This is a genomic window from Rhizobium sp. TAL182, assembly GCF_002117725.1.
Classification (GTDB): Bacteria; Pseudomonadota; Alphaproteobacteria; order Rhizobiales; family Rhizobiaceae; genus Rhizobium; species Rhizobium esperanzae.
The window spans coordinates 1,533,299-1,549,852 of record NZ_CP021024.1 but is presented as its reverse complement, the minus strand read 5'-3'; the positions used below and the strand labels follow the sequence as shown (position 1 = coordinate 1,549,852).

15 protein-coding genes are annotated in these 16,554 nt (G+C 61.6%); 11 read left to right on the top strand and 4 right to left on the bottom strand.

The features are described 5' to 3' along the window. Positions 1 to 296: 296 nt before the first annotated feature. From cysS to rarD, 8 genes are all read left to right on the top strand, one after another. On the top strand, positions 297 to 1,688 hold the full coding sequence (gene cysS, locus Tal182_RS07820; protein ID WP_085859084.1) for a cysteine--tRNA ligase: 1,392 nt from the start codon (positions 297 to 299) through the stop codon (positions 1,686 to 1,688). Positions 1,689 to 1,935: 247 nt separating this feature from the next. Next, entirely contained in the window at positions 1,936 to 2,298 is a 363-nt protein-coding gene (locus Tal182_RS07810; protein WP_085859082.1) for a DUF559 domain-containing protein, read from the top strand. Next, positions 2,295 to 2,774 (top strand): GFA family protein, encoded by a 480-nt coding sequence (locus Tal182_RS07805; protein WP_064810031.1) that lies wholly within the window; start codon positions 2,295 to 2,297, stop codon positions 2,772 to 2,774. Before Tal182_RS07810 ends, Tal182_RS07805 begins: the two co-directional genes overlap by 4 nt. Then, positions 2,774 to 3,265 (top strand): GFA family protein, encoded by a 492-nt coding sequence (locus tag Tal182_RS07800; RefSeq protein ID WP_085859080.1) that lies wholly within the window; start codon positions 2,774 to 2,776, stop codon positions 3,263 to 3,265. The genes Tal182_RS07805 and Tal182_RS07800 overlap by 1 nt, the downstream gene beginning before the upstream one ends. Then, positions 3,255 to 3,731, top strand: coding sequence for a GFA family protein (locus Tal182_RS07795; RefSeq protein ID WP_064810029.1), 477 nt, complete (start codon positions 3,255 to 3,257; stop codon positions 3,729 to 3,731). The genes Tal182_RS07800 and Tal182_RS07795 overlap by 11 nt, the downstream gene beginning before the upstream one ends. Then, entirely contained in the window at positions 3,728 to 4,690 is a 963-nt protein-coding gene (pip, locus tag Tal182_RS07790; RefSeq protein ID WP_085859078.1) for a prolyl aminopeptidase, read from the top strand. Before Tal182_RS07795 ends, pip begins: the two co-directional genes overlap by 4 nt. Positions 4,691 to 4,864: 174 nt before the next feature. Continuing rightward, complete coding sequence (cimA, locus tag Tal182_RS07785) at positions 4,865 to 6,478, top strand: citramalate synthase (protein ID WP_085859076.1); 1,614 nt, start codon at positions 4,865 to 4,867, stop codon at positions 6,476 to 6,478. 168 nt (positions 6,479 to 6,646) lie between these two features. Beyond that, complete coding sequence (gene rarD, locus Tal182_RS07780) at positions 6,647 to 7,564, top strand: EamA family transporter RarD (RefSeq protein WP_064810026.1); 918 nt, start codon at positions 6,647 to 6,649, stop codon at positions 7,562 to 7,564. A gap of 33 nt (positions 7,565 to 7,597) precedes the next feature. Here rarD and Tal182_RS07775 read toward each other — a convergent pair whose 3' ends face one another. From Tal182_RS07775 to Tal182_RS07765, 3 genes are all read right to left on the bottom strand, one after another. After that, the gene (locus tag Tal182_RS07775) at positions 7,598 to 8,530 is read right to left on the bottom strand and encodes a hypothetical protein (RefSeq protein ID WP_085859074.1); all 933 of its coding nucleotides are present in this window, start codon (positions 8,528 to 8,530) and stop codon (positions 7,598 to 7,600) included. Between the two features lie 94 nt (positions 8,531 to 8,624). Continuing rightward, a complete protein-coding gene (locus tag Tal182_RS07770) occupies positions 8,625 to 9,632 on the bottom strand; it encodes an alpha/beta hydrolase (protein WP_085859073.1) in 1,008 nt (335 codons plus the stop codon). Continuing rightward, positions 9,625 to 10,518 carry an MBL fold metallo-hydrolase gene (locus tag Tal182_RS07765; RefSeq protein WP_037137801.1) on the bottom strand — a complete coding sequence of 298 codons (894 nt, stop codon included), beginning with the start codon at positions 10,516 to 10,518 and terminating at the stop codon, positions 9,625 to 9,627. Before Tal182_RS07765 ends, Tal182_RS07770 begins: the two co-directional genes overlap by 8 nt. Before the next feature lie 87 nt (positions 10,519 to 10,605). Here Tal182_RS07765 and Tal182_RS07760 point away from each other — a divergent pair, with 87 nt between their 5' ends. Then, positions 10,606 to 11,541, top strand: coding sequence for a LysR family transcriptional regulator (locus Tal182_RS07760; protein ID WP_064810022.1), 936 nt, complete (start codon positions 10,606 to 10,608; stop codon positions 11,539 to 11,541). A gap of 43 nt (positions 11,542 to 11,584) precedes the next feature. Here Tal182_RS07760 and Tal182_RS07755 read toward each other — a convergent pair whose 3' ends face one another. After that, the gene (locus Tal182_RS07755; RefSeq protein WP_085859071.1) at positions 11,585 to 12,208 is read right to left on the bottom strand and encodes a TIGR00730 family Rossman fold protein; all 624 of its coding nucleotides are present in this window, start codon (positions 12,206 to 12,208) and stop codon (positions 11,585 to 11,587) included. Positions 12,209 to 12,362: 154 nt separating this feature from the next. Here Tal182_RS07755 and Tal182_RS07750 point away from each other — a divergent pair, with 154 nt between their 5' ends. After that, positions 12,363 to 14,420 (top strand): LysM peptidoglycan-binding domain-containing protein, encoded by a 2,058-nt coding sequence (locus Tal182_RS07750; protein ID WP_085859069.1) that lies wholly within the window; start codon positions 12,363 to 12,365, stop codon positions 14,418 to 14,420. Positions 14,421 to 14,629: 209 nt separating this feature from the next. Then, the gene (locus Tal182_RS07745; protein ID WP_064801562.1) at positions 14,630 to 16,507 is read left to right on the top strand and encodes an ABC transporter ATP-binding protein/permease; all 1,878 of its coding nucleotides are present in this window, start codon (positions 14,630 to 14,632) and stop codon (positions 16,505 to 16,507) included. Positions 16,508 to 16,554 lie beyond the last annotated feature (47 nt).

The window sequence follows — 16,554 nt, the reverse complement described above, 5'->3', positions numbered from 1 at the left end:
CTTCCGAACCGCCTATACGCGATTTGCGCCACGAAAATGGCAGACGAGCCTCAGGGGACGCAGCGCACCGGATAGGTCACTGCAGTTGCCGCCGATCCTTCCTCGCCCCTCTTGACCAAACGTCGTTCCCGCGCCATAAAACGCGGCATGAAAACGGTTATCTGCATTATCTGCGGAAAGATTATTCGCTAGCGCACGCGCTGGCCTGGCCGTTTTCGTCTCCCCAATAGTCAAGATGCGAAACGCCCCGGCCTGCCGGTCGCGATATTTTCTGATCGTGCATTTGGGAGAGTGAAATGGGCCGCACGCCGGAACTGAAGCTATACAACACGCTGACGCGGGAAAAATCGGTCTTTGCGCCAATCGACCCCGACAATGTCCGCATGTATGTCTGCGGCCCGACCGTCTATGATTTCGCCCATATCGGCAATGCCCGGCCGGTCATCGTCTTCGACGTGCTGTTCCGGCTGCTGCGCCATGTCTACGGCGAAGATCACGTCACCTACGCCCGCAACATCACCGACGTCGACGACAAGATCAATGCGCGGGCGCTGAAAGATCATCCCGGTCTGCCGCTGAATGAAGCGATCCGCGCTGTCACCGAAAAGACCGAGACGCAGTTTCACGCCGATGTCGCCGAGCTCGGCTGCATCGAGCCGAATGTCGAGCCCCGCGCCACCGACAATATCGCAGAGATGATCCAGATCATCGACAAGCTGATCGGCAATGGGCATGCCTATGTGGCGGCAGGCGAAGTGCTGTTCGACACCAGATCCATGCCCGATTACGGCCAGCTTTCGAAGCGCCCGCTCGACGAGCAGCAGGCCGGCGCCCGCGTCGCCGTCGACGCGCATAAGAAGAACCCGGGCGATTTCGTGCTGTGGAAACTGTCGAGCCATAACGAACCCGGCTGGGAGAGCCCCTGGGGCCGCGGCCGACCGGGCTGGCATATCGAATGCTCGGCGATGAGCCGGCGCTATCTCGGCGATGTCTTCGACATTCACGGCGGCGGGCTGGACCTGATCTTCCCGCATCATGAAAACGAGATCGCCCAGTCGCGCTGCGCCCACGGGACCGAGGTGATGGCGAATGTCTGGATGCACAACGGCTTCGTGCAGGTCGAGGGCCGCAAGATGTCGAAGTCCGAGGGCAATTTTGTCACCATCCACGAGCTGCTGCACACGGAAACCTTCGCCGGCCGCAAATGGCCGGGCGAAGTGCTGCGTCTTGCCATGCTGATGACGCATTACCGCGAGCCGATCGATTTCTCGATCAAGCGGCTTGAAGAGGCCGAACGGCTGCTTGCCAAGTGGCCGGCGACGGAACGAGGCGACGCCAAGCCGGACGAGGCCGTCCTGAACGCGCTGGCCGACGATCTCAACACTGTCGCGGCCGTGCAAGCCCTGCATGCGCTGGCGCAGGCTGCCCATACCGATGCCGCAGCGGGCGCCACCTTCGCCGCAACGGCTTCCCTCCTCGGCGTGCTGCCGAAGAAGGCCGAAATCGATGAAGCCGTCGCCGCAGCGGTCGATGCACTGGTCGCCATGCGTCTCGAAATGCTGAAGGCGAAGAATTTTGCCGAAGCCGACAAGATCCGCGACGAGCTGACGGCGAAAGGGATCCAGCTGAAGGACGGCAAGGATGCGGCGACGGGCGAGCGGGTGACGACGTGGGAGGTGAAGCGGTAGGATGGGTTGGGCGGCCAGATATACCCCCCTCTGCCCTGCCGGGCATCTCCCCCACAAGGGGGGAGATCGGCAAGACGCGCCCGCTTGCCAAGATATCGACCGCGCACCACGTGGCTTTGGCCAACTGAGGCGTTTGATTAGGGTGAGCGGCCGCTCCTATCCGATCTCCCCCCTTGTGGGGGAGATGCCCGGCAGGGCAGAGGGGGGTGCCGCCGCAGCCCCGTCACGTCATCGCGAGAGGCAAGCCATGCCGCATGCACCAGCCCAACGGCGGGCGAACGCCCGGCGCATGCGCAAAGCTCTGACCGAGGCTGAGCTGAAACTCTGGAACGAGCTTCGCGCCCATCGTCTGATGGGCCTCAGGTTCCGTCGACAGATGCCGATCGCCGGTTATATCGTTGATTTCGCATGCCCTAGCCATCGCCTTATCGTAGAGATAGACGGCTCGCAGCACGCCCTCGCCCCGAACGTCTCCTACGATCATATCAGGACCCAACGTCTTCAGGCGGACGGCTGGACCGTTCTGCGCTTCTGGAACGAAGATATCCTGCGGGATATCGACAACGTGTGCAGCCATATCATCCGCATCATCGGAAAGGACCTGCCATGACCGAGACCTATACCGGCGGGTGCCAGTGCGGCGCGATCCGTTTCCGCGTCAGCGGCGAGCTCAAGGATTCGTCGATCTGTCATTGCCGCATGTGCCAGAAGGCGTTCGGCGCCTATTATGCGCCGCTGGTCTCGGTGCGCGGCGCCGATTTCGAATGGACGCGGGGAGCACGCAAGACGTTCCGGTCTTCGAATTTCGTCCTCCGCGGTTTCTGCGGCGATTGCGGTACGCCGCTGACCTATGAGGCGCCTGATGGAATGGCGATTGCGGCGGGTGCCTTCGACGATCCGTCGCAGCTGCCGCCGACCATTCAATGGGGCGTGGAAGGCAAGATCGGCTTCGTCGATCATCTGCACGAACTGCCGGGAGAACGGACCGAGGCGGATCTGACGGCAGGCTCCTTCCTGCACGGACTGATTTCCTATCAGCACCCCGACCACGATACGCCGGTCTGGCCGCCGGAGGATCGCACCTGATGGAAACGGCGAGACAGACCGGCGGATGCCAGTGCGGCGCGGTTCGTTATCGCGCGCTGGGCGAACTCGGTTATCCACATATCTGCCACTGCCGCATGTGCCAAAAGGCGGCCGGCAATTATTTCCTGCCGCTCGCAGCGGCCAAGCGCGAACATTTCGAGCTGACGCGCGGCGAACCGAAGTGGTTCCGCTCCTCCGACCTCGTGCGGCGTGGCTTTTGCGGTGATTGCGGCACGCCGCTATTTTACGATATTCCGGACGCGGACTTCATCAACATCGCGCTCGGCACGCTTGACGAGCCCGATGCGGTCAAGCCCGTGATGCAATCAAACACCGTGCGCAAGATGTCGTGGTTCCACGCACTCGACGGCCTGCCGGTGGAATCAGAGCCTGAAACGCCCGACCGCGAGGAGGCGATCGCGGCAAGCAACAACCAGCACCCGGATCAGGACACTTCCCATTGGCCACTCGGAGAAACACATGACGGATAAGATCAGAACAGGCGGATGCCAGTGCGGCGCCGTGCGCTTCCGCATATCGGGCCAGTTGGGGCGGCCGTCGATCTGCCATTGCCGCATGTGCCAGAAGCAGTTCGGCGGCTTCTTCTCCGCGCTGGTCACAGCACCGGAGGAAGGAATGGAATGGACGCGCGGCGAGCCGAGCTATTTTCAATCCTCGGTCAATATCGATCGCGGCTTCTGCAGCAATTGCGGCACGCCGATGACCTACCGGCATCCAGGCGGGCTGGAGCTTGCGATCGGCACCTTCGACGACCGCAGCGATCTCGCGCCGCAGATCCAGGTCAATTACGAGGCCCGCCTGCCCTGGGTCGAGGAAATCTTCGACGCCCCTGTTCATAAGGACGCGGATTTCTACGCCCGACAGGAGGCGATCATCTCCTTTCAGCATCCCGACCACGACACCCGGGCGTGGCCCGCGAAAGGCGTGAAAATATGACCGAGATACTGCGCACGCTCTATCCCGAGATCGAAGCCTATGCCTCCGGCCATCTCGATGTCGGCGACGGCCATGTGATCTATTGGGAGCGCTCGGGAACGCCTGGCGCCAAACCCGCCGTCTTCCTGCATGGCGGCCCGGGCGGCGGCTTCTCGCCGGCGCACCGCCGGCTCTTTGATCCCCATCTCTACGACGTCATGCTGTTCGACCAGCGCGGCTGCGGCAGGTCGACGCCGCATGCGGAACTGAATGCCAACACGACCTGGCACCTCGTCGCCGACATCGAGCGGCTGCGCGAAATGGCCGGAGTCGACAAATGGCAGGTGTTCGGCGGCTCCTGGGGCTCGACGCTGGCGCTCGCCTATGCCGAAACGCATCCGGAGCGCGTCTCCGAGCTCATCCTGCGCGGCATTTACACGCTGACCAAGGCCGAGCTCGATTGGTACTACCAGTTCGGCGTCTCGGAAATGTTCCCGGATAAATGGGAACGCTTCATCGCTCCCATTCCGCCGGAAGAGCGGCACGAGATGATGCATGCCTATCATCGCCGCCTGACGCACGAGGACAGAACCGTGCGCCTTCAAGCCGCGCAGGCCTGGAGCATCTGGGAAGGCGAAACGATCACGCTGCTGCCCGAACCGTCGACCAGCGGCAAATTCGAGGAGCCGCAATTCGCCTATGCCTTTGCCCGCATCGAGAACCATTTCTTCGTCAATGCCGGCTGGATGGACGAGGGACAATTGATCCGCGATGCCGGCCGGCTCAAGGACATTCCAGGCGTGATCGTGCATGGGCGCTACGACATGCCCTGCCCGGCAAAATATGCCTGGCGGTTGCACAAGGCCTGGCCGAAGGCGGAATTCCACCTGATCGAGGGTGCCGGCCATGCCTATTCGGAGCCGGGCATTCTCGACCAGTTGATCCGGGCGACGGATAAGTTCGCCGGGAAGCCGGACTGATCATTTGGGGCAGCCCCTCACCCAAGCCCACTCCCCGCTCGCGGGGAGAGGGGACGTGCCCTGCGAGACGGTGCGGCATATGCCTTCTCCCCGTCAGACCGGGAGAAGGTGGCGGCAGCCGGATGAGGGCAGCATCCGCAGTACAACAACACCCGCCTGGCGGGAGGAAACGACATGAAAGAACGCATCTACCTCTTCGACACGACGCTCCGGGACGGGCAGCAGACGCCCGGCATCGACTTTTCCGTCGAGGACAAGATTGCGATCGCCGACATGCTGGATGAGTTCGGCCTCGATTACGTCGAAGGCGGATATCCCGGCGCCAATCCGACCGACACCGCCTTCTTCAGCGAGAAGCGCACGAACCACGCGACCTTCGTCGCCTTCGGCATGACGAAGCGGGCGGGCGTTTCTGTCTCGAACGATCCAGGCATCGCCGGGCTGCTGCAGGCCAAAAGCGACGCTATCTGTTTCGTCGCCAAGAGCTGGGACTATCATGTCGCCGTGGCGCTCGGCTGCACCAACGAGGAGAACCTCGAATGCATCGCCGAAAGCGTCAAGGCGGCGGTCGGCGCCGGCAAGGAGGCGATTGTCGACTGCGAACATTTCTTTGACGGCTTCAAGGCCAATCCGGCCTATGCGATCGCCTGCGCGAAGACGGCCTATGAAAGCGGCGCCCGCTGGGTCGTGCTCTGCGACACCAATGGCGGGACGCAGCCGCCGGAGGTCCGCGCCATCGTCGAAGCGGTGATCGCGTCAGGCGTTCCCGGCCGCTGTCTCGGCATTCACGCTCACAACGATACCGGCCAGGCGGTCGCCAATTCGCTTGCTGCGGTCGAAGCCGGCGCCCGGCAGATCCAGGGCACCTTGAACGGCATCGGCGAGCGCTGCGGCAACGCCAATCTGGTGACGCTGATCCCGACCCTGGCGCTGAAGAGCGCCTACAATACACGTTTCGAAACGGCGATCGATGAGGAGCGGCTGCTCAACCTCACCCGGCTCTCGCATGCCTTCGACGAGTTGCTCAACCGCTCGCCCGATCACCAGATGCCTTATGTCGGCGCTTCCGCCTTCGCCACCAAGGCCGGCATTCACGCATCGGCGCTGCTGAAGGATCCGAAGACCTATGAACATGTGCCCCCGGAAAGCGTCGGCAACTTCCGAAAGGTCATGGTCTCCGACCAAGGTGGCAAGGCGAACTTCATCAATGCGCTGAAGCGGCGAGGTATCACCGTCGCCAAGGACGATCCGAAGCTCGACCTGTTGATCTCGATCGTCAAGGAACGTGAATCCATCGGTTATGCCTATGAGGGCGCCGATGCGAGCTTCGAGCTCCTGGCGCATCGCACACTCGGCACCATCCCGGAATTCTTCACCATAGAAGGCTTCCGGGTGATGATCGAGCGCCGCTTCGACAGTCTCGGCCGCGTGAAAATCGTCTCGGAAGCGGTGGTCAAGATCACCATCGACGGACAGACGCTGATGTCGGTTGCCGATGCCGAAGGTCCGGTCAACGCGCTCGACCTGGCGCTGCGCAAGGATTTCGGCAAGTACCAGCACGAGATCGACGATCTGGTGCTCGCCGATTTCAAGGTGCGCATCCTTAATGGCGGCACGGAGGCGATCACCCGCGTGCTGATCGAATCCACCGACAGCGACGGCGTGCGCTGGTGGACGGTCGGCGTCTCGGAGAACATCATCGATGCTTCGTTCCAGGCGCTGATGGATTCCGTCATCTACAAGCTGATGAAGAACCGGCAGCTGGCGGGCAAGATCGCGGCGGAATAACCCCATTCCGCCGATGCCGCGAGCCGATGTCGGCCTCTGCCGCCATCGGCTGTCCATCGCTTCATCTCGTCCCATATCCATCGAGGGTCGGTTCAACGAAATGAATTGGCCTATTCACGGCGCTTAAGCTAGGCCGGATCAGAAGAAGAACAAAGATGGAAACACCCGATGTCGACCGATGCATCCGTTCCGTTGATCAAGAACGAAGATAGTCCGCGCGGTTTCGCTTTTGCGCTGACAGCCTATCTGCTCTGGGGCTTCCTGCCCTTCTACATGAAGGCGGTGGCACATATTCCGCCGGCCGAAGTCATCGCCCACCGTATCGTCTGGTCGCTGCCGCTGGCAGGCATGGTATTGATCGTGCTCGGGCGCACGGCGGATATCCGCGCGGCACTGCGCTCGCCGCGCATGCTGGCGATGGGGGCGCTGACGGCGTCGCTGATCACCGTCAACTGGGGCACCTATGTCTGGGCGATCGGCGCCGGCCATTCGCTTGATGCAGCACTTGGCTATTTCATCAATCCGCTGTTCAGCATCTTCCTCGGCGCGGTGCTGCTCAACGAGAAGCTGCAGCCGCTGCAGATCGCGGCGATCGCGCTGGCGGCGCTTGCCGTCGCCATTCTCGCATTGGACAGCGGCGGCATTCCATGGGTGGCGGCGACGCTGGCTGTCAGCTGGGGTTTTTATGCCTTGCTCCGCAAGACGCTGCCGCTCGGCCCCAACCAGGGCTTCTTCCTCGAGGTTCTGATCCTCAGCGGGCCGGCCCTCGTCTACATCCTCTATCTCGAATATGGCAGCGGCCTTGGCCATTTCTACCGTACCGGCCTTGCCGACACGAGCCTGCTGCTTGGCTGCGGTGTCGTCACCGCCGTACCGCTGATGATCTATGCCAATGGCGCCAAGCTCCTGAAGCTCTCGACGATCGGCATCATGCAGTATATCGCGCCGACGATGATCTTCCTGATCGCCGTCTTCGCTTTTCATGAGCCGCTCGGCACGGCGCGGATGATCGCCTTCCCGCTGATCTGGGCGGGGCTGTTTCTCTATAGCTGGTCGATGCTGAAGGGAAGCCGCGGAAGGAGGTAGCCGTTGCGCTGGTCGCAACCCGACCGACTTGGTTCAAAGCCAGGATAGCAGCGCTGTGCGGACCAGGATTCCGGCCAATGCGCTGAAGACTGCGACGCCTGCAACCGAGCGGAGCGCCGGTACCGATGCGATAAGAATGGAGAGGCCGGGAAGGTCGAGAGGGTTTAGCAGAAATGCGGATCCGTGAATGATTTTCTCTGGCGGAAGACTCAGTTCCTTGTGGGCGTCGAGTAACAGCGTGACCGTTGCGCTCGATCCTGCCAGGCACTTTGTGAGGAAGAACAGCACATCCTGCTGCGAGGCGCCGAGCAGCTGAAGCAATGGCTGCGCAACGGACGTGAAAGCCGAAAGTGCGCCTGTACTTTGGGTCAGCCTTACCAGGGCAAGTGAGATCACGAGCACCGGCAGGATCGCAGCAATGACGCCAATGGCATCTGCGCCACCGCGATTGATCGCGGCCAGCAGATCGCGCCTGCCGACGTCGTCGTCATCCGCCCTGTCGCAGGAACAGATCTTTCCAGGCAAGGAACGGCGGCCGACGATCCAACCGGCGAGAGTGGACGCAGCGAGCGCCCCGCAAATGCCGTTCATTATGATCGAGCCCGGATCGACACCGAGGCTTGCGAGCGGAAAACTGGCATTCGCCGGCGCCGCCGCAAGCACCGCGGCAAAGGCCGCGGCCATAAATTTCTCCGACGTTCTTTTATGCGCCATCAGCGTCAGGGCAGCGACCGGGGCAGCCGAACTCACGAGGCTGAGCTGGATGATTGCCAAAACCCCAAAACCGTCCAGACCGAAAGGTCTGAACAGCGGGTTTACCTTGCCGGCGATTGATCGCAACGCGCTCACGCTCTCGAGGTAGCGCATCAGCGAAAATGTCACGATCATGAGAGGCAGAAAGGTGAATATCGCGATGTCGACGGCACTTCGCCCGGCATCCAGGATGGCGGTTATCAGAATTGTCATGGAAACGAATGGCTCGATGGCCGGGTGAACGCGCGGCCGGCTTGATGGAGGAAGCAGACTCCGGATTCGATGCCGGAGCCTGATCGTTCAGACTCTATTCCGGTTTGAAAGCTTCATCGAAGAAGCGGACGACCTCGGCATAGGCCTGCATGCGGTGGCTCTCCATCAGGGCCAGATGTGTCGCCTCCCCGATTTCCACCCATCGCCTGTAGGAGGCGCCGGTCAGCTGCTCGAAATAGGCCCGCGCCAGATCAAGCGGAACGTCGATGTCCCATTCGCCGTGCAACAGCAGCACCGGCGCGCGAATCTCGCTCGGCTGATAATATGGGGTTCCAGCTCTCCAGTAGGTGCGGATGTCTTGGATCGGCCCGTTGGTGGCGCGAAGTTTGCCTTGCTCCCTATCGTCTTGCGACGTCTCCTCCGAGAGGGTCAATTCCGACCAGAGATCGAACCAGCCCTCGGGCACAAGACGTTCACGCGCGTATTCGGGTGCGGTGCCCAGCCAACGCGCCAGGGCCGCTTTGACGGGAACAAGCCTGTAGGAGCCGAGGGAACCGCCCTGGTCGATGGGAATGGGAACGTCACTCAGCCATTGTGGCGCGAGCAGCGCGAGCTTGACGACCTTGTCGGCGTTGCGAGCAGCATATGCGCCGGCTACGGTACCGCCCCACGACATTGCGAACACGTTGACAGCCTTCAGGCCCCGAAGTCGATGCACGAACTCGACAGCCGTTGCGAAGTCGGTGACGCCCGTGTCGGTGGAAACAAGGGGCGGGTTGAGATCGGGCTGCGCCTGCATTTCCGGTGGACGGGTCGATTTTCCATAGCCCCGGACATCGACGGCAAAGACGTCGAACCCATGATGCGCGAGGAAGTCGATGAAGGACATTCCATTGAAGGGAACGTCGTAAAGACTTCCGGACGAGAAGGTCGCTCCATGCACCATCACGATTGTTTTCTCCGCAAGAAAGACTTTGTGGTCCTTCCTTCGCTTGTTGCGCAGATAGAGCTTGATGCCCTCGGTTCCGCTGTCGACGTAATGCTCGTCGAATACGATCTGACTGGCGTCAAAAGCTGACGATGCGAGCTCGTTGTTAGACATAGGACCACCTGAATTTTTCACCGTCGCGGGTGACATAACCAGCAGACGAACCGGGGAAATGCGTGGAGAAGTACATGGCGCGATTATCAGCTGCGAGTTCGAGGACGCGCTGTCTGGACTGGGCAGCCTGATCCAGGAATTCGCAGAAGACCGTGTTGAGATCGGGCCGTTCCACCTGGATCGGATGGTGCATGACATCGCCGGCGAAGATTGCCGCTTCATTGTCCGCCTCCAGCATAACGGACATATGGCCGATGCTGTGCCCAGGCGTCGGCAAGAAGATGAATCGATCGAGGAAAGGACCGCCTGCGCTGTCGATGAAATCGGCAAGCCCCGCCTCGATCACCGGCCTTACGCTGTCTTCATAGACGCCGAGGCTGGGAATGTTGACGTCGTTGTGACTCGCCGTCGACGCGTAATATTCCTGCTCGGCGCGTGGGAAGACGTAGCGGGCGTTTTTGAAAGTCGGGATCCATCGTCCGTCCTGAAACACGGTATTCCAGCCGGAATGATCGACGTGGAGATGGGTATTGATGACGAAGTCGACATCTTCGGGCTCGACACCCGCCTGACGCAGCCTATCGAGAAACGGAATGGTCTGACGATGGAAGCCGGAATTGCGCGGTCTCTCCTTGTCGTTCCCCGAGCCCGTGTCGATGAGGATGACGTGGTCGGGCGTGATGACAAGCCAGCTATGAATGCTCACTACAAGGGCATCGCGGCCCTCTTCCATATCGACGGCGGAAAGCCGCGGCTCGACCGCCTTGATCTCCTCAGATCCGGCAGTCGGGTAGAGGAATGAGGGCGGAACGTCGTGAAGGTACTGCTCCTGCACCTTTCTCACTGTCACGCCGGCAATACGATATTCCTTTCCAAGATCGCTCATGGAATTCCTTTCGAGTTGAACTGGAACCGGGACAGCGCTGTCTGATGGCTATGGACAGTAAGAACGATTCATGTAACGATCAAATCGATGAATGAAATTGTCTCCATTGATCATTTCAATTTGTGGTCTTTCGACCTCAATCTGCTGGTCGCGTTCGATGCGCTCATGAAGGAGCGGAGCGTGACGAAAGCTGCTGTTCGCCTGAAAATCCAGCAGCCCGCTATGAGCCACAATCTCGGCACTCTCCGGACATTGCTGCAAGATGAGCTGTTTGTGCGTGTCGGCCAGGTCATGCAGCCGACTCATCGGGCGCTGCGTTTCGCCGAAGCCGTAGAGCAGATACTCAGCCGCACGCAGCAGGCGATCGTAACGCCGGCAGTCTTCGAGCCCGATCAGGCCGAGCAGATATTCCGCATCGGCTTTTCCAGCGAGCTTGAGGTGCTGCTCGTGCCGCGCCTCGCCGCTATGTTAAACGAGACAGCCCCGGGTATTAAAGTGCTTGCGCGAGCGGTCGACCCGGAGCTGGTCCACAAGCTTCTGGACGACAATGTCATCGACCTCGGCGTCGGTTGCTACGATGACGGCAACAACAGACACCGGCGGACCCTGCTGTTCGAGCAATCGCTAATGTGTTGCTACAATCCTGAGCTTCTCGATCTTCCCGAAACTTTGGACCGGGACAGCTATGTCGGGCTGAGGCATGCACTCGTTTCCCAGAAGGACGCCATCGAAGGCTGCATCGATGACGCGTTGAAGCGGATCAACGTGCGACTGGACGTGTCGGTGGCAGCGCCGGAATTCCTGACCGTGCTTACCGCCGTCCTGGAAGCGCCCCTGATCGCGACCCTGCCGACCAGGATCGTGAAGCGGTACGCCGGCCTTTTCGGCTTGGCGACAGCAGAGGTTCCCCTCGATTTAACGGTGAGCCCGATATCGATGGTCTGGTCGGCGGCAAGTGACAATGATCCCGCCAATCAATGGATGCGATCTCAGGTGACGCAGCTTGTTTCGGCCTACAGCTGAATTTGCCGGCCACAGGGCTGGGCAGTCCAGGTCTCTTGCCGACCTACATCTTCGAAATTACCTCGTCCTCGCCACCGCGATCGGCGGCGAGCTGGGCGGCCTGGGCCATGATCGCGGGAATGATGCCGGCGACGTCGTCGACGACGAGCGGCTGCACCCGATGAGCGGTGTGCAGGAAGCCTTCTTCCGTCATATGGCGCATCAGCTCCATCATCGGATCCCAGAAACCGTTGATATTGGCAAAGACCATCGGCTTTTCATGACGGCCGAGCTGCGCCCAGGTCATGATCTCGACGATTTCCTCCAGCGTGCCGATGCCGCCGGGCAGCGCGACGAAGGCATCGGAACGCTCGAACATCGTGTGTTTGCGCGCGTGCATGTCAGGGGTTACAATAAGTTCGTTGAGCTGACCGAGCGAATGGCGAGTCGCTTCCATATCGATCAGAAATTCCGGGATGATGCCCGTGACCTGACCGCCGCCTGAAAGCACCCCGCTCGCAACCGCGCCCATGATGCCTTTGGTACCTCCGCCATAGACGAGGCGCAGGCCGTATTCGGCGATCTCTCTTCCGAGAGCACGCCCGGCCGCCATGTGAGAAGGATCGCGTCCCGGCCTTGAGCCGCAGTAAACGCAGATGGATCGAATCGATACAGATTGTTCGGTCATAGGGCAAAACAACTATTCCATTTCAATGCAGTCAAGAAAATTGACTGAAAAGCAGCGTGCCGAGCTTGCGAAATTGCGTTGAATGCTTGTGAAAAGCATCGGAAATCGCTAGCAATTTCGGTTACTACGGCAAATTGCCGCCTTGGGAGACATAATGATGAAGAACCGTGCCGGCTTGCTGGCCCTTGCAGTGCTCGTAATCGCAATCCTACTGATGGTATTCTTCGTCATGCCGCGCATCGACGGCGATGCATCCAAAGTCGGCGACGCCATCAACCAGGCGGGCACGGAGCTCAAGAACACGGTTAACGAAGCGGCAAAGACATCACGCTCTGCCGTGGCCGACTCGGCTGCGGTCGTCGATCAGGTCAGACACCTATCGACCGACGCCGGCGTGGCGCTCGGCGAGCTGAAGGCGCTGTTTGCCGACGGCAAAGGACCGGCCATCGATGTCTTCACCGCCGCCAAGACCAAGGCCATCAATGCGCTCACCGCACTTGTCGGCTTCACCGTTCCCGAGGGCATCGATCCCGCAACACAAGCAATTGCCGTCAAGGTTAAGGAAGGCGGCGCCAAGGCGCTCGCCATCGTGCAGTCGCTGCCGGAAAACATGGCGGATGCGCCTGCCGCGATTGCCAGGGCCGAAGCTGCGCTGACCGGTGCGCCCGAACCAGCCTCCGCCGCGACAACGGCAGCCGGCCCGAAGCTTCCAGCCTTCGACGTCCTGCGGGTCGAGCCTGATGGATCGACCGTCATCGCCGGCTCCGCCGAGCCGAACGGCAAGCTCGAAGTACTCGATGGCGAAAAGGTGGTGACGACGGCCGATATTGGCCCGAGCGGCGATTTCGCCGCCGTCCTCGACGATCCGCTTCCGGCCGGCGACCACCAGCTCGTGCTCAAGGTGACGGGCAAGGATGGCAAGACCGCGCTTTCCGAAGAAGTCGCCACCGTTTCCGTGCCGAAGGACGGCAATGCCGCAAACCTACTCGCGATGGTCTCCAAGCCTGGCGCGGCGAGCCGCATCATCACTGCACCGACAGGGGACACCGAAGTCGCCGATGCCTCCAATCCGTTGGCGCCGGCTGCGGACAAGCCGGCAACTGGCGAGACCGCGACTGCTCCCGCTGCAGCCAACGCGCCTGCCGCAACAGCAGCACCGACCGGCGAGCTGGCGCTGCAGACGCCTGGCCTGCCCGACGCCTCCGTCGGTGGGACAGATGCGGCGCCGGCCGTACCCGGTGCGGGCCAAACCGACAAGGCCACTGCGCCCGATGTGATGGTCAACGCCGTCGAGATCGAGGGCAACAAGATCTTCATTGCCGGCACGGCGCGGGCCAACGCCAAGGTCCTCGGTTATGCCGACGACAGCCTTGTCGGCCAGGACACGGCCGGACCCGACGGCCATTTCGTCATCGACGGTGTCGCGGCGCTTTCGGTCGGCGATCATAAGATTCGCGTCGACGTCGTCGATCCAGCGGGCAAGGTGATCGTGCGGGCCGCAGTGAACTTCAACCGCCCGGCGGGCGACCAGGTGCGGGTTGCTGCTCAAGCCGGCCCCGCCGATGCAAATGGCGCTTCCTCGATGGTACCGCTCGACGAAGGCGAACTCGGCAAGCTCAAGGCCGAAGCCGGCAAGGCGTTCGGGCTTTTGAAGGGGCTGTTTGCCGATGGTAAGCTGCCAGGTGCCGAACAGCTGGCGGCGGCGCGCTCGGCAACGGAATTCGCGCTGCGCTCTGTCGCCGACTTCCGCCCCGCGGCGGATGCGTCCGACAGCTTCAAGCAGGCCTCCGGCGCCTCCTCGCAAACCGCCGCCAAGGCGCTGAAGGTGCTGCAGGATCTGCCGAAGGATGCAAAATCGGTCGGCGCCGGTCTCGACGGGCTGGGCGCAATCATCGGTGAACTGACCGACACGCCCGCACCGGCCGCGCCCGCCGCAAACGATGCTGCGAGCAATCAGCCGAAGACGATCGAACAGGCGCCGCTGACGGCAAACAATGCGGCGGTCATCATCCGCCGCGGCGATACGCTGTGGCAGATCTCGCGCCGGACCTATGGCCTCGGCGTGCGCTATACGACGATCTACATCGCCAACGAGGACAAAATCGTCGACCCGGATCGCATTCGTCCCGGCCAGATTTTCGGCCTGCCGAAGGACGCGCTGCCGAACGCCGAGGAACTGCACCGTAAACGGCTCTCCAAGCAGCACCTCTGAAAAGGCGGCAGCTTAAGCGCAACGCGACATGATGAAGCCGGGCGGGAGAAACGCCTGGCCTCACTTTTCCCGGCTACTGCACGTGTTGCATTCCTCGGCCCGACGCCCTATCTGCCGGTGGCGTTCGGGATTCAGGGAAGCGCGCCAGATGCGCCCTGCCCCACGCCTTGCCGGACATCGAAGCAAATCATCCGGACTGGAGATACGGCATGGCAAACGGCAAGACAGTCTCGGAATCACACCTGCTGCGGACGCTTTTCAACCTCTGGCCCTATATGTGGCCGGCCGGGCGAACCGACCTCAAGATGCGTGTCGTCTGGGCGTCGGTCTATCTGCTGATCTCCAAGTTCGTCCTGCTGCTCGTCCCCTATTTCTTCAAGTGGTCCACCGATGCGCTGAACGGCAGAATGGACCTCGCCGGCACCGTACCGCCGCTCCTTGCCGGAGCCATCGCCCTTGTCATCGCCTATAACGTCACCCGGCTGATCCAGCTCGGTCTCAACCAGCTGCGCGACGCGCTCTTTGCCAGCGTCGGGCAACATGCCGTGCGCCAGCTCGCCTACAAGACCTTCGTGCATATGCACGAGCTGTCGCTGCGTTTCCATCTGGAGCGAAAGACCGGCGGGCTGTCGCGCATCATCGAGCGCGGCACCAAGGGCATCGAAACGATCGTGCGCTTCACGATCCTCAATTCCGTTCCGACCGTCATCGAATTCCTGCTGACGGCGGTGATCTTCTGGTGGGGCTACGGCTTTTCCTATCTTGCCGTCACCGCCTTCACCGTCTGGGCCTATATCTGGTTCACGATCCGCGCATCCGACTGGCGCATCGCGATCCGCCGGTCGATGAACGACAGCGACACCGACGCCAATACCAAGGCGATCGACTCTCTTCTCAATTTCGAAACCGTCAAATATTTCGGCAACGAGGAGATGGAGGCCAAACGCTTCGACAAATCGATGGAGCGCTACGAGAAAGCGGCGACCGACGTCTGGACGTCGCTCGGCTGGCTGAACTTCGGCCAGGGCGTCATTTTCGGTATCGGCACGACGATCATGCTGGTGCTGTCGGCGCTGGCGGTGCAGCGCGGCGAGCAGACGGTCGGCGATTTCGTCTTCGTCAATTCGATGCTGCTGCAGCTTTCCGTGCCGCTCAATTTCATCGGTTTCGTCTACCGCGAAATCCGCCAGGGTCTGACCGATATCGAGCAGATGTTCGACCTGCTTGAGGTGAAGGCCGAGGTCAAGGACGCCCCCGACGCTGCCGAGCTTCGGATCCGCCAGGGCGCGATCTCTTTCAAGGATGTGCACTTCGCTTACGATCCGGCCCGTCCTATCCTGAAGGGCATTTCCTTCGAGGTGCCGGCCGGCAAGACGGTCGCGGTGGTGGGGCCGTCGGGCGCCGGCAAATCGACGCTGTCGCGCCTGCTCTACCGTTTCTACGATATCCAGAGCGGCACCATCACGGTCGACGGCCAGGATATCCGCACCGTGACGCAGAAGAGCCTGCGCTCAGGGATCGGCATGGTGCCGCAGGATACCGTGCTGTTCAACGACACGGTCGCCTACAATATCCGCTACGGCCGCACGTCGGCCAGCGACGGCGAGGTGTTTGCAGCGGCCGAGGTCGCGCAGATCGCCCATTTCATCGAGGCGCTGCCCGAAGGCTTCGATACCAAGGTCGGCGAGCGCGGGCTCAAGCTTTCCGGCGGCGAGAAACAGCGTGTGGCGATCGCCCGCACCATCCTCAAGGCGCCGCCGATCCTGATCCTCGACGAGGCGACGTCGGCTCTCGACACGACGACGGAACGGGAGATCCAGACCGCTCTCGACGTGGTTTCAAAGAATAGGACGACCTTGGTCATCGCCCACCGGCTTTCGACCGTCATCGGCGCCGACGAGATCATCGTGCTCAAAAGCGGCGAGATCGCCGAGCGCGGCACCCATGCCGCCCTCCTCGAAAGGAACGGCCTCTATGCCTCGATGTGGAACCGCCAGCGCGAGGCGACGCAGGCGGAGGAGCATCTGAAGCAGGTGCGCGACAGCGACGAGATGGGCGTGATCACGCGGCTTGCCCCGGCAAGCTGAAGCGGCAGGCGGTAGCGTTACCCCGCCACTAACGCAAATGTGGAATC